Here is a 14,024-nt window from a genome sequence, read left to right as displayed (position 1 = left end):
GGTAGCCTTTACATGAACAATATGAACGTAATTATTGCCGATGACCATCCGATTGTGCTGTTCGGGATCCGTAAATCCCTGGAACAGATTGAATGGGTAAACGTTGTAGGCGAATTTGAAGACTCCACCGCGCTAATTAACAACTTACCAAAACTTGATGCCCACGTGCTGATTACCGACCTCTCCATGCCTGGAGACAAGTACGGTGATGGCATTACGCTGATTAAGTACATCAAACGCCATTTCCCAGGACTGGCGATCATTGTACTGACCATGAACAACAACCCGGCCATTCTGAGCGCCGTGCTGGATCTGGATATCGAAGGGATTGTGCTGAAGCAGGGCGCCCCGACGGATCTACCAAAAGCGCTGGCAGCCCTGCAGAAAGGTAAGAAATTTACCCCGGAAAGCGTCTCTCGTCTGCTGGAGAAAATCAGCGCTGGCGGCTACGGCGATAAACGTCTGTCGCCGAAAGAGAGTGAAGTTCTGCGTCTGTTCGCGGAAGGTTTCCTGGTGACCGAAATTGCCAAGAAGCTCAACCGCAGCATCAAAACCATCAGTAGCCAGAAAAAATCGGCAATGATGAAGCTGGGCGTGGAAAACGACATCGCGCTGCTGAACTACCTCTCTTCCGTGACGCTGTCGCCGTCAGACAAAGACTAAACCTTGTTGCCTATCGGGCCTGCTTTATGCAGGCCCGATAAGCGCTGCGCCATCGGGCAACCTCGCACAAATTGCCGGATGGCGGCGTTGCCTTATCCGGCCTACCAACAAAATCCCTTACTCTCGCGCCTTACGCACTCTTGCCGCATACACCGTCAGCGTTTGTTTTAGCACGTCCAACGTGACCGGCTTCGACAGGCAGCTATCCATACCCGACTCCAGGCAACGCTGCTTCTCTTCGGCCAGCGCGTTCGCCGTCACGCCAACAACCGGTAGCGTCAGCCCCAGCTGGCGGATGCGCTGGGTCAGGCGATAGCCGTCCATATTCGGCATGTTAACGTCGCTCAGCACGATATCGATATGGTTCTTACTCAGTACGTTCAGCGCGTCAACGCCATCGTTGGCCGTCTTACACTGATAGCCTAACGATCCTAACTGATCGGCCAGCAGGCGACGGTTAATCGGATGATCGTCAACCACAAGGATCATCATATCGTCGTTGCTGTCCTCAGGCACTTCCGGCGTCGATTGCAGTTCTTCCGCGCCGCTCGTCGCCACCTTAACCCGATAAATGCGCCCCAGCAGAGTCATCAATTCATGTGGCGAAACGATGCTGTGCACCCATTGTCCCGGCGCGAACTCCTGCGGAATGCCGATATGGCGACGGCAGAAGACCACCGCAGCCCTCCCCGCCCACGGCTGCGAGAGTTCATCATCGGTGATTAATACATCATCCGGCGCCGGCGTTTCGCCATCATAAATCTGCACGTTCATGCCGTGGAAAGCGAGCAGCGACTGAATAAAATCAGCGAGCGAGGCGTTACGCACCGCCAGCCAGCAGCGAATCTTCGCCAGACCGTCAATCTCCAGCGGCGTGGCGTCCTGCTCGCCGTACAGCGGAATGCGCAGCGTAAACTGGCTCCCCATACCCGGCTCGGTATCGACGGCAATATCGCCATCCATCATATTGACCAGCTTTTCACAAATCGCCAGTCCCAGCCCGGTCCCCTGGAAATTACGCTGCACGCCGGTACCCACCTGGAAGAACGGGTCAAACAACCGCACTACCTCTTTGGCCGGGATCCCAACGCCGGTATCGCGAATACTGATGCTCAGGTAGTAACCTTCACGCTTGAGATGCAGCACGATGCAGCCGATATCGGTGAACTTAATGGCATTGCTCAGCAGGTTAGAAATGACCTGCTGAAGGCGCATCGGGTCGCCCATCAGCTTCGTCGGCACATCCGGCTCTATAAAGCAGTACATTCCCAGCTGTTTTCTGACCACCAGCGGCAGATAGTTGGCGGTGATGTGGTTCATCACCTCTTTTGGTGAGAATTCGCGCGGCTCAATTTTCAACTGCTCGGACTCAATTTTCGAGAAGTCGAGAATATCGCTGATGATTTTCAGCAGCAGCCCGGAGGAGTTATTCATCGCCGTCACCAGACGGTCGACGCCCTTTGGCAGCTCTTTCGTTTGCAGCAGGTCAAGGTTACCAATAATCCCATACAGCGGCGTGCGCAGCTCGTGGCTGACGGTAGCAAGGAACATGGATTTCGACTGGCTAGCCTGTTCAGCCGCCTGCGCCATTTCCTGTAACGACTCTTCCATTTTGACGCGTGAACTGACGTCCACCAGCACGCAGATCGCCACGTTTTCGTTGCGATAGCGCGAATGCACAAAGCTAATTTGCAGGTTGGTATTGTTGCTGGTCAGTACGTCGACGAAGTTAACCTGCTGACCACAGATAATCTGCGTCAGACGCTGGCGGTCTTCGTGGGTCAACATATTGAGATAATTGTGCGCCAGCTCGTTACTCAGGATATTGGTACCGTCCTGGGTACGCAGAATACAGATCCCTACCGGCGCCGAGGCGACGATTTTGCGGTTGAACTGCTCGTGTTCTTCGAGACGTAATGCGTCAGATTCAGCCGGTAAGAAAATACGACGCTCGTACATACGCGCCATGGTAAACAACGCGATACCGGTCAGCAGGTTCAACAGCAGAGCATTCAGCACCAGAATGCGAATGCGCTCCAGGACCGCGTCCAAGGGCACTGAATAGACAATGCTTAATGACGAAGGCGCCAGCGTTTTCTTCAGCACCAGCTCGCGATATCCGGCTGTGTAGCCAAACCACAGCCGCTCTTGCAGGCCGCGCGTGCTGATACGCAGGCGTGTATCCGGCCCGGCCAGCGAGATCAGCGTGTTGCCATTATCATCAAGAATGGACACGCCCATGGGCATACTGCCTGGAGTAAAGAAGTTTTCGGCGCGGATGGTTTGCTCCACGCCCAGCAGTGCCTGCAGGCGGTTAGCCAGATAAACCGGCGTCAACGCGTAGAAGTAGCCGACGCTTTGGCGCGGCCCTTGTCCCACCCAGAACAGATTGCCGCCGCGATCGTCCTGCGGCGCGTTGCGGTAGTCCATAATCCGCTGGTGCAGCTCTTTCAGCGCTTCGGTTCGCTCCACCGGCATTTCACGCAGGCCAAAGTTGGCCATACAAAGATTGTCGCTGCCGATCAGAAAGACACGGTTAAGGTCGTAGGCCGCCGAGAAATTTTCGCGCCAGTAGCGCAGGAACCAGGCCAGCGACTCCAGCGGCCCGCGCCAGGTGGTATCGAGCGCGCCGCAGTCGGAGTCGGAGAATAGCGGCTCAAAATCCGGCACGTCAGAACTGTCTTTTGAGGAAATGGCGGGCAACACGCCGTTGACGGCGGTTAAGCGGTTTTCAGCAATGTACTTCAGCTCCTTTATCACATCGGAGGTTCGCTGGAAGTAGCGCTGTGCCTGATCGGAATTGAGGTTAAATTCCTGGCGGATTTCAGACTCTTTCTGATGCAGGGCATTCACAATATAGAACACCGACACCAGCGCGATAAGCAGCCAGAGTAGCAGTGCCAAAGCCCGGAACAGGTAGCGTGAGACTTTCAGCGTGGTGCGAAAGGAGACAAGATATTTCAAGTTGACGAAACTCCGCCGTCAATGGCAAACAGGATGTGGTTAAGGTAGCGGTAAAAGACTTTTACCGCAATGTTAATGAAAAAAGGGCCGGTTTTCACCAGCCCTTTCGCAACGTTGGGTACGATTACTCTTCTGCGTCGTCCGCAACGTCGTCATCGCTGTCGGTTTCCGGCGCGATTTCATCATCGCCTTCCGCCACGCTACCGTCGATAGCGTCCAGCTCTTCGTCGTCAACCGGTTCGGCCACGCGCTGCAGACCCACCACGTTCTCATCTTCCGCCGTACGGATGAGGATCACGCCCTGAGTGTTACGCCCTACCACGCTGACTTCCGACACGCGCGTACGCACCAGCGTACCCGCATCGGTGATCATCATGATCTGGTCGCAGTCGTCAACCTGTACCGCGCCCACGACGGCACCGTTACGCTCGGTCACTTTGATAGAGATAACGCCCTGCGTCGCACGCGACTTGGTCGGATACTCTTCAGCCGCGGTACGTTTACCGTAGCCGTTCTGGGTCACGGTCAGGATCGCGCCTTCGCCGCGCGGAACAATCAGCGACACCACGCTGTCTTTTTCCGCCAGCTTGATACCGCGTACGCCGGTCGCAGTACGACCCATCGCACGCACGGCATCTTCTTTAAAGCGCACCACTTTACCCGCTGCGGAGAACAGCATGACTTCATCGCTTCCGGAAGTCAGGTCAACGCCAATCAGCTCGTCACCTTCGTTCAGGTTCACCGCGATAATACCGGCAGAACGCGGACGGCTGAACTCGGTCAGCGCCGTTTTCTTCACGGTACCGCTGGCAGTCGCCATAAAGACGTTCACGCCCTCTTCGTACTCGCGAACCGGCAGAATAGCGGTGATACGTTCGTTCGCTTCCAGCGGCAGCAGGTTAACGATCGGACGACCACGCGCGCCGCGGCTCGCTTCTGGCAGCTGATACACCTTCATCCAGTACAGACGACCACGGCTGGAGAAGCAGAGGATCGTGTCGTGGGTGTTGGCCACCAGCAGGCGGTCGATAAAGTCTTCTTCTTTAATACGGGCTGCTGACTTACCTTTACCGCCACGACGCTGAGCTTCGTAATCGGTAAGCGGCTGATACTTGACGTAACCCTGGTGAGACAGCGTGACGACAACATCTTCCTGGCTGATCAGATCTTCGATATTAATATCGGCGCTGTTGGCGGTGATTTCGGTACGACGCTCGTCGCCAAACTGTTCGCGAACCAGCTCCAGCTCTTCGCGGATCACTTCCATCAGACGCTCGGCGCTGCCCAGAATGTGCAGCAGTTCTGCGATCTGTTCCAGCAGCTCTTTGTATTCGTCGAGCAGTTTTTCATGCTCAAGGCCGGTCAGTTTCTGCAGTCGCAGATCCAGAATCGCCTGCGCCTGCTGTTCGGTCAGGTAATATTTACCGTCACGCACGCCAAACTGAGGTTCCAGCCATTCCGGACGCGCTGCATCGTCGCCCGCACGTTCCAGCATCGCGGAGACGTTGCCCAGATCCCACGCCTGTGCCACCAGACCCGCTTTCGCTTCGGCCGGCGTTGGTGCGCGACGGATCAGTTCAATGATCGGGTCGATGTTCGCCAGCGCAACCGCCAGCGCTTCCAGGATGTGCGCACGGTCGCGCGCTTTACGCAGTTCAAAGATAGTACGACGCGTCACCACTTCACGACGGTGGCGAACAAACGCGGCGATGATATCTTTCAGGTTCATAATCTTCGGCTGACCATGGTGCAGCGCAACCATGTTGATACCGAAGGAGACCTGCAGCTGGGTCTGGGAATAGAGGTTGTTCAGCACCACTTCCCCGACCGCGTCGCGTTTCACTTCAATCACGATGCGCATACCGTCTTTATCAGACTCGTCGCGCAGCGCGCTGATGCCTTCAACGCGTTTATCTTTTACCAGCTCGGCGATTTTCTCGATCAGGCGAGCTTTGTTCACCTGATACGGAATTTCGTGCACGATGATGGTTTCACGACCGTTTTTCGGGTCAACTTCTACTTCCGCACGTGCGCGAATGTACACTTTGCCGCGACCGGTACGATAGGCTTCTTCAATTCCGCGGCGGCCGTTGATGATGGCGGCAGTCGGGAAGTCCGGGCCTGGGATGTGTTCCATCAGGCCTTCGATAGTGATGTCTTCATTATCGACATAGGCCAGACAGCCGTTGATCACTTCCGTCAGGTTATGCGGCGGAATGTTGGTCGCCATACCTACGGCGATACCGGACGAACCGTTAACCAGCAGGTTAGGAATTTTGGTCGGCATGACGTCCGGAATTTTTTCCGTGCCGTCATAGTTGTCCACGAAATCAACCGTCTCTTTTTCGAGATCGGCCATCAGTTCGTGAGCGATTTTCGCCAGACGGATTTCCGTATAACGCATTGCCGCCGCGGAGTCGCCATCGATGGAACCGAAGTTCCCCTGGCCATCCACCAGCATGTAGCGCAGCGAGAACGGCTGGGCCATACGAACGATGGTGTCATATACCGCGGAGTCGCCGTGCGGGTGGTATTTACCGATGACGTCACCAACGACACGGGCTGATTTTTTGTAGGCTTTGTTCCAGTCATTGCCCAATACGTTCATGGCGTAAAGTACGCGACGGTGTACCGGCTTCAGGCCATCTCGGACATCCGGCAGCGCGCGGCCAACAATGACCGACATCGCATAATCCAGATAAGAGTTCTTAAGCTCTTCCTCAATGTTGACCGGTGTAATTTCTCTCGCAAGGTCGCTCATCTAACCGCTATCCCTCTACTGTATTCCCGGATTCAAAGGTCGCAAATTATAACACATTAGCGTAAAGACAGGTAAACCCATTAGCACCTGCCAGACGCTTTATTCGCGCGTCGGTGCTGATATACTCGCAGACAATAATGAAATAAGGAGCAGGAACACCCATGAATGCCGAAAAAGCTGCGGTTGCGCACAACGTTGACCACCAAGAGATCGCCAAATTCGAGGCCGTCGCGTCACGCTGGTGGGATCTGGAAGGCGAATTTAAGCCTTTGCACCGCATTAACCCGCTGCGTCTGGGCTATATCGCCGAACGTTCTGGCGGCCTGTTCGGTAAAAAGGTGCTCGATGTCGGCTGCGGCGGCGGCATTCTGGCCGAAAGCATGGCGCGTGAAGGCGCGACGGTCACCGGGTTAGATATGGGCTTTGAACCGCTGCAGGTCGCGAAGCTGCACTCGCTGGAAACTGGTATTCCGGTCGACTACGTGCAGGAAACCGTCGAAGAACACGCGGCAAAGCACGCCGGGCAATATGACGTGGTGACCTGCATGGAGATGCTGGAACACGTGCCGGATCCGCAGTCGGTGGTGAAAGCCTGCGCGCAGCTGGTAAAACCCGGCGGCCAGGTGTTCTTCTCTACCCTTAACCGCAACGGCAAATCCTGGCTGATGGCGGTGGTCGGCGCGGAATACATTCTGCGCATGGTGCCGAAGGGAACACACGACGTGAAGAAATTTATCAAGCCTGCCGAGCTGCTGAGCTGGGTTGACCAGACCGTGCTGAAAGAGCGCCATATGATTGGCCTGCACTACAACCCGATAACCAATCGCTTCAAGCTGGCGCCGGGCGTTGACGTTAACTATATGCTGCACACCACGGCAAAAGCGGAATAAGTTAAGGCTTACACCGCCAACGCCTGATGGCGCTACGCTTATCAGGCCTACGTGCCCGCCCCCGTAGGCCGGATAAGACGCGTCAGCGTCGCCATCCGGCATAGCACCGAACGTCAATGCCTGATGGCGCTGCGCTTATCAGGCCTACGTGCCCACACCCGTAGGCCGGATAAGACGCGTCAGCGTCGCCATCCGGCATGGCATCGAACGTCAATGCCTGATGGCGCTGCGCTTATCAGGCCTACTTGTCCCCTACCAATCATTAGGGGACGTTTACGACAAAACTGCGCCACATCATATTGCGCAATTTCTCTCTTCGCCGAAGAAATCAGCACTCGATCAAATTTTCATTTTTTTTTGCATATTATTGACATCCCCGCCAGCCCTTATGCGCCGTGGACTTAGCGTTTTTTACGCTTTATCAACCTCAATTTAACGCCAAAATCAACCCTTGTACTCAAAAGAATCCAGACTAGAATACTCACCATATAGCGTTCAATTAATCAACGAACCCCTACATGTAGTATTTATCCACAGGTTTTACGACTACCGCAATTGTGGATAAATCGGGGGATATTTTCCTTTTCACGGACAGGTAAAAATCACATGAATCAGAGTCTGCTGGTGACGAAGCGTGACGGCCGCACAGAGCGCATTAACCTCGACAAAATTCATCGCGTGCTGGATTGGGCGGCGGAAGGGCTGCATAACGTGTCGATCTCTCAGGTCGAGCTGCGTTCACACATCCAGTTTTACGACGGAATTAAAACGTCTGACATTCATGAAACGATTATTAAGGCCGCTGCTGACCTGATCTCCCGTGAAGCGCCGGACTACCAGTACCTGGCCGCGCGTCTGGCGGTATTCCACCTGCGCAAAAAAGCCTATGGCCAGTTCGAGCCGCCGGCCCTGTTCGACCACGTGAAAAACATGGTTAACCTGGGTAAATACGACAATCATCTGCTGGAAGACTATACGGAAGAAGAGTTCAAGCAGATGGACTCGTTCATCGTTCACGACCGTGACATGACCTTCTCCTACGCTGCCGTTAAGCAGCTGGAAGGCAAATACCTGGTACAGAACCGTGTTACGGGCGAAATCTACGAGAGCGCGCAGTTCCTCTATATTCTGGTGGCGGCATGCCTGTTCTCTAACTACCCGCGTGAAACCCGTCTGAGCTATGTGAAACGCTTTTACGATGCGGTTTCCACTTTCAAAATTTCGCTGCCGACGCCGATTATGTCCGGCGTGCGTACCCCAACCCGTCAGTTCAGCTCCTGCGTACTGATCGAGTGCGGCGACAGCCTGGATTCTATCAACGCCACCTCCAGCGCGATTGTGAAATACGTTTCTCAGCGCGCCGGTATCGGCATCAACGCCGGCCGCATTCGTGCGCTGGGTAGCCCGATTCGCGGTGGTGAAGCGTTCCACACCGGCTGTATCCCGTTCTACAAGCACTTCCAGACGGCGGTGAAATCCTGTTCTCAGGGCGGCGTACGCGGCGGTGCGGCAACGCTGTTCTACCCGATGTGGCATCTGGAAGTGGAAAGCCTGCTGGTGCTGAAAAACAACCGCGGCGTTGAAGGTAACCGCGTGCGTCACATGGACTACGGCGTACAGATCAACAAGCTGATGTACACCCGTCTGCTGAAAGGCGGCGACATCACCCTGTTCAGCCCGTCCGACGTCCCGGGGCTGTACGACGCGTTCTTCGCCGACCAGGATGAATTTGAGCGCCTGTACGTGAAATACGAAAACGACGACAGCATCCGTAAACAGCGCGTGAAAGCGGTCGACCTGTTCTCGTTGATGATGCAGGAACGTGCCTCTACCGGCCGTATCTACATTCAGAACGTTGACCACTGCAACACTCATAGCCCGTTCGACCCGGCCGTTGCACCGGTGCGCCAGTCTAACCTGTGCCTGGAAATCGCCCTGCCGACCAAACCGCTGGACGACGTTAATGACGAAAACGGCGAAATCGCCCTGTGTACGCTGTCGGCATTCAACCTGGGCGCCATCGGCAGCCTTGCTGAACTGGAAGAGCTGGCCGTGCTGGCCGTGCGTGCGCTGGACGCCCTGCTGGACTACCAGGACTACCCGATCAAAGCCGCACAGCGCGGTGCGATGGGCCGTCGTACGCTGGGTATCGGCGTTATCAACTTCGCCTACTGGCTGGCGAAAAACGGCAAGCGCTACTCCGACGGCAGCGCCAACAACCTGACCCACCAGACTTTCGAAGCCATTCAGTACTACCTGCTGAAGGCCTCTAACGAGCTGGCGAAAGAGCAAGGCGCGTGCCCGTGGTTCAACGAAACCACCTATGCCCAGGGTATCCTGCCGATCGACACCTACAAGAAAGACCTGGATGCGATTACCAACGAGCCGCTGCACCTCGACTGGGAAGCGCTGCGTGAGTCCATCAAGACCCACGGTCTGCGTAACTCCACGCTCTCCGCGCTGATGCCGTCCGAGACCTCTTCACAGATCTCCAACGCCACCAACGGCATTGAGCCGCCGCGCGGCTACGTGAGCATCAAAGCGTCGAAAGACGGTATTCTGCGTCAGGTCGTGCCGGACTATGAGCACCTGGGCAACGCCTACGAACTGCTGTGGGAAATGCCGAACAACGACGGCTATCTGCAGCTGGTCGGCATTATGCAGAAGTTTATCGACCAGGCGATCTCCGCCAACACCAACTATGACCCGACGCGCTTCCCGTCAGGCAAAGTACCGATGCAGCAGCTGCTCAAAGACCTGCTCACCGCCTATAAATTCGGCGTGAAGACCCTGTACTATCAAAACACCCGCGACGGTGCGGAAGATGCGCAGGACGATCTGGTGCCGTCCATTCAGGACGACGGCTGCGAAAGCGGCGCCTGTAAGATCTAATAATGATTGCCGGGCAGCGCTATGCTGACCCGGCCTTTGCTTTCCGTACCCACCTAAAACCCTATTTGGTGTACGGATTTATTTGCGATGATATTGTAAGCAGGTAAGTAAACGCCATCCGGCATTACTCTCCAGACAGGATTGACATCAATGGCATACACCACTTTTTCACAGACGAAAAACGATCAGCTCAAAGAGCCGATGTTCTTTGGCCAGCCGGTCAACGTGGCACGCTACGACCAGCAGAAATATGACATCTTCGAAAAGCTGATTGAAAAACAGCTCTCCTTCTTCTGGCGTCCGGAAGAAGTTGACGTGTCCCGCGACCGCATTGACTATCAGGCACTGCCGGAACACGAAAAGCACATTTTCATCAGCAACCTGAAGTATCAGACCCTGCTGGACTCCATCCAGGGCCGTAGCCCGAACGTAGCGCTGCTGCCGCTGATCTCGATTCCTGAGCTGGAAACCTGGGTGGAAACGTGGGCGTTCTCCGAAACGATCCACTCGCGCTCCTACACCCACATCATCCGCAACATCGTCAACGATCCGGCGGTGGTGTTTGATGATATCGTGACCAACGAACAGATTCAGAAACGCGCCGAAGGCATCTCCAGCTATTACGACGACCTGATCGAGATGACCAGCTACTGGCATCTGCTGGGCGAAGGCACCCACACCGTCAACGGCAAAACCGTGACCGTGAACCTGCGCGAGCTGAAGAAAAAGCTGTATATCTGCCTGATGAGCGTCAACGCGCTGGAAGCCATTCGCTTCTACGTCAGCTTTGCCTGCTCCTTCGCCTTCGCCGAGCGCGAGCTGATGGAAGGCAACGCCAAAATCATTCGTCTTATCGCTCGCGACGAAGCGCTGCACCTGACCGGCACTCAGCACATGCTGAACCTGCTGCGCAGCGGCGCGGATGACCCAGAAATGGCGGAAATTGCCGAAGAGTGCAAGCAAGAGTGCTACGACCTGTTCGTGCAGGCCGCCCAGCAGGAAAAAGAGTGGGCCGACTATCTGTTCCGCGATGGCTCAATGATTGGTCTGAACCGCGATATCCTGTGTCAGTACGTTGAGTACATCACCAATATCCGTATGCAGGCGGTGGGGCTGGATCTGCCGTTCCAGACGCGCTCTAACCCGATTCCGTGGATCAACACCTGGCTGGTTTCTGATAACGTGCAGGTTGCACCGCAGGAAGTGGAGGTCAGCTCTTATCTGGTTGGGCAGATTGACTCGGAAGTCGATACTGACGATCTCAGCAACTTCCAGCTTTGATATGAGCCGCGTTTTTCTCCGCATCACTGGCACGCGTCTGCAGTGCCAGGATGAGCACCCTTCCCTGCTGGCAACGCTGGAGTCTCACAATGTTGAGGTGGAGTACCAGTGTCGCGAAGGTTACTGCGGTTCCTGCCGCACGCGGCTGGTCTCCGGCCAGGTTGACTGGTTGACTGAACCGCTGGCCTTTATTCAGCCGGACGAAATTTTGCCCTGCTGCTGCAGGGCAAAAGGCGATATCGAAATCGAGATGTAACGGTTAGTGCACTTCGTGTGCGCTAACTAACGGCATCGCGCCCCGGCGTTTCATCTGCGCGATATACAGCGCGCCCGCCAGCACCACCAACACCGCACCGACCAGGTAAATCGCCCGGTAGCCTACCCCTTCCACCATCAGCCCCATCACAAATGCGCCAATCGCCAGCCCGGCATCCATCACATTAAAGAACAGCGAGTTGGCGACGCCAATTTTATGCGGTTCAACCGAACTGATAATCTGCGTCTGGAAGATAGGCGTGACCGAACCATAACCGATGCCAATCAACGCGCCTGCGAGAATCATCGACACGCTGCCATGGGTATAGCCCAGCACCACCAGGCCAACGGTAAAAGCGAACAGACATGGATAGACCACATATTTCGGTCCCTTTTTGTCACACACATTGCCGGTAAACGCGCGGCAAATCATCAGAAACACCGCATAGCACAGCAGGAAATTACTGGCGGCGGCCATCAGGTCCAGCTCACGGGCATACAGCGCCAGGAAGGCAGAGACCCCAGCGTAGGAGAAGGTCATAAAGAAGGTGACCATGGCAAACGGCATCGCGGCTTTATCAAACATGGCGGAGAAGCCAAGCTTCGGCTGCGAACCGTCCGCATGACGAATGACTGGCGGTACACGTACCATCAACGACAGCACAATGCCAATCGTCGCCACCGCCGTACACATCCAGAACGCCTGGCTGAACGCGCTATGGCGCGCCATGTTCAGACCAATCCACGGCCCCACGACCATCGCCAGCCCCATTGCTAAAGAGAAAAAGCTGATGCCCTCCCCACGTCGGGAGGCGGGTATTAACCGTGCGGAGATAGTCCCTTTTACCGTCGTAATAATCCCGAAGGTTATTCCGTGCAGCACGCGAATAAACAGCAGCGCTTCAATAGAATGGCAAAATGGATACAGCGCGGTGACAACCAAAAACGCCAGAGAGGAAAGCACCAGAATCGTTTTATTCGAATATTTCCCCACCCACTGCCCGGCAAAGGGGCGCACGACAATCGCAGCGGCGAGGAAGCACGTGACCAACAGGCCGGCCTTATCGGCGGTGGCGTGTAGATTATCGGCTATATAAATCGGGAGTAACGTCAGGAGGACATAAAATACGAAGAAAATAATAAAGCTAATAATCGTGATGGCCCAAAAATCCTTAGTCCACAATTTTTCTTTCATTGATTTGCAACCTTGTCCCTACGGCGCGCGGCAATGCATTCACCTTAAATATATAAATTTAAGAATGCATCACCAATAAAAATAATCGCGTGCGTGATTTTGTGATTAAGTCCGTTGAAAAATAATAGGCATCGCTATTTAATTAGTAAAATTAATCATTTTAATAAGTTTAATTAGAGATATCTAATGACACTCACCCAAATCAACGCGCTGCTTACGGTACTGGAGTGCGGTGGATTCACCGAGGCCGGTAAACGCCTGTTTATGACGCAATCGGCGGTCAGCCAGGCTATTTCGGCGCTGGAAGAGGAGCTGGGGGTCGCTATTATGCTGCGCGAGCGGCGTAAAGCGATTTGCCTGACGCCCGCGGGCGAGCGTATCGTCGCTCACCTGCACCGGTTAATGAGCGAAGTTCACGCGGTGAAGGAAATTGCCGAACAGGAAAAAAAGACGCCGCAGCGTCTGCTCCGCATTGGTTGCTTCCCCAGTATTTGCGCCAGCGTGCTGCCCGCCGTGGTGCGCTATTTTGAACAGCATCATCCGAATATAAAAATTGTGCCTCATGAAGCCAACAGCGCGGAAATTATTGAAGCAATTCGCAATAATGATATCGACGCGGGTTTTGTGCATATTCCGATCGAAGGTATGTTTGTCACGCCGATATACAAAGACCGCTTTACCGTCGTGGTCCCCGAGCATCACCCTTTTGCAGCGCAAAAGCAGGTCTCGCTCAGCGCACTGCGCGACGAGCCGCTTATCGTCAGTAAAGGGCGCTACGAAATGAGCATCATGTCGCTGTTTGCGGGCATGAATATGACGCCGCAAATCAAATACGAATTTAACCACCCCAGCACCGCAATGAGCTTTATCCACCAGGGGCTGGGCATCGCGCTTCTGCCAGAGCTGACGCTCAAAACGCTGGCGCAGCCGCTGCATTCAGTGCCGCTGGAGCCCGCATTCTATCGCCAGATCTCACTGATCGCCCGCGAACCGCCGGTCGAGGGGAGCCCGTTGCAGCGGCTGCTCGCGTGCTTGCACCAGTTGGCCCACGACGCAAGCCGGTAAGAAAGTCGATACATGCCGCAAAACGCGCGGTAATGCTTTCGATATATGCTCGAATATG

At 55.0% G+C, this 14,024-nt stretch carries 9 protein-coding genes; 6 read left to right on the top strand and 3 right to left on the bottom strand.

Going from position 1 to position 14,024, the window contains the following annotated elements; all coding sequences use genetic code 11:
* Positions 1-12: 12 nt before the first annotated feature.
* Positions 13-663, top strand: coding sequence for a response regulator transcription factor RcsB (gene rcsB, locus ABTW00_RS07725; RefSeq protein ID WP_064544005.1), 651 nt, complete (start codon positions 13-15; stop codon positions 661-663).
* A gap of 117 nt (positions 664-780) precedes the next feature.
* On the opposite strand, the gene rcsC is transcribed toward rcsB, so the two are convergent.
* On the bottom strand, positions 781-3,627 hold the full coding sequence (gene rcsC / locus ABTW00_RS07720) for a two-component system sensor histidine kinase RcsC (RefSeq protein WP_065355740.1): 2,847 nt from the start codon (positions 3,625-3,627) through the stop codon (positions 781-783).
* A gap of 124 nt (positions 3,628-3,751) precedes the next feature.
* Positions 3,752-6,388, bottom strand: coding sequence for a DNA topoisomerase (ATP-hydrolyzing) subunit A (gene gyrA, locus ABTW00_RS07715; protein ID WP_064544001.1), 2,637 nt, complete (start codon positions 6,386-6,388; stop codon positions 3,752-3,754).
* Between the two features lie 161 nt (positions 6,389-6,549).
* On the opposite strand from gyrA, the gene ubiG reads away from it, so the two are divergent.
* From ubiG to yfaE, 4 genes are all read left to right on the top strand, one after another.
* On the top strand, positions 6,550-7,278 hold the full coding sequence (gene ubiG / locus ABTW00_RS07710) for a bifunctional 2-polyprenyl-6-hydroxyphenol methylase/3-demethylubiquinol 3-O-methyltransferase UbiG (protein WP_065355741.1): 729 nt from the start codon (positions 6,550-6,552) through the stop codon (positions 7,276-7,278).
* A 606-nt stretch (positions 7,279-7,884) separates the two neighbouring features.
* On the top strand, positions 7,885-10,170 hold the full coding sequence (gene nrdA / locus ABTW00_RS07705) for a class 1a ribonucleoside-diphosphate reductase subunit alpha (RefSeq protein ID WP_271446877.1): 2,286 nt from the start codon (positions 7,885-7,887) through the stop codon (positions 10,168-10,170).
* Positions 10,171-10,320: 150 nt separating this feature from the next.
* Complete coding sequence (nrdB, locus tag ABTW00_RS07700) at positions 10,321-11,451, top strand: class Ia ribonucleoside-diphosphate reductase subunit beta (RefSeq protein ID WP_064543994.1); 1,131 nt, start codon at positions 10,321-10,323, stop codon at positions 11,449-11,451.
* Position 11,452: 1 nt separating this feature from the next.
* Complete coding sequence (yfaE, locus tag ABTW00_RS07695; RefSeq protein WP_065355743.1) at positions 11,453-11,707, top strand: class I ribonucleotide reductase maintenance protein YfaE; 255 nt, start codon at positions 11,453-11,455, stop codon at positions 11,705-11,707.
* Between the two features lie 3 nt (positions 11,708-11,710).
* Here the strand turns inward: yfaE and ABTW00_RS07690 are convergent, their stop codons facing one another.
* Positions 11,711-12,901, bottom strand: coding sequence for an MFS transporter (locus ABTW00_RS07690; protein ID WP_433639987.1), 1,191 nt, complete (start codon positions 12,899-12,901; stop codon positions 11,711-11,713).
* 186 nt (positions 12,902-13,087) lie between these two features.
* Here ABTW00_RS07690 and ABTW00_RS07685 point away from each other — a divergent pair, with 186 nt between their 5' ends.
* On the top strand, positions 13,088-13,966 hold the full coding sequence (locus ABTW00_RS07685) for a LysR family transcriptional regulator (protein WP_433639985.1): 879 nt from the start codon (positions 13,088-13,090) through the stop codon (positions 13,964-13,966).
* Positions 13,967-14,024: the final 58 nt, after the last annotated feature.

It is taken from the genome of Kluyvera georgiana (assembly GCF_050990895.1).
In the GTDB taxonomy this organism is placed as follows: Bacteria; Pseudomonadota; Gammaproteobacteria; order Enterobacterales; family Enterobacteriaceae; genus Kluyvera; species Kluyvera georgiana.
The sequence above is the reverse complement of the archived record's forward strand: the minus strand, read 5'-3'. Positions and strand labels throughout refer to the sequence as shown.

What these genes read in the sequence shown, in the direction of transcription:
- rcsB (WP_064544005.1), top strand. Translation starts at nt 13, where the DNA reads ATGAACAATATGAACGTAATTATTGCCGATGACCATCCGATTGTGCTG.
- gyrA (WP_064544001.1), bottom strand. Translation starts at nt 6,388, where the DNA reads ATGAGCGACCTTGCGAGAGAAATTACACCGGTCAACATTGAGGAAGAG.
- ubiG (WP_065355741.1), top strand. Translation starts at nt 6,550, where the DNA reads ATGAATGCCGAAAAAGCTGCGGTTGCGCACAACGTTGACCACCAAGAG.
- nrdA (WP_271446877.1), top strand. Translation starts at nt 7,885, where the DNA reads ATGAATCAGAGTCTGCTGGTGACGAAGCGTGACGGCCGCACAGAGCGC.
- nrdB (WP_064543994.1), top strand. Translation starts at nt 10,321, where the DNA reads ATGGCATACACCACTTTTTCACAGACGAAAAACGATCAGCTCAAAGAG.
- yfaE (WP_065355743.1), top strand. Translation starts at nt 11,453, where the DNA reads ATGAGCCGCGTTTTTCTCCGCATCACTGGCACGCGTCTGCAGTGCCAG.
- ABTW00_RS07690 (WP_433639987.1), bottom strand. Translation starts at nt 12,901, where the DNA reads ATGAAAGAAAAATTGTGGACTAAGGATTTTTGGGCCATCACGATTATT.
- ABTW00_RS07685 (WP_433639985.1), top strand. Translation starts at nt 13,088, where the DNA reads ATGACACTCACCCAAATCAACGCGCTGCTTACGGTACTGGAGTGCGGT.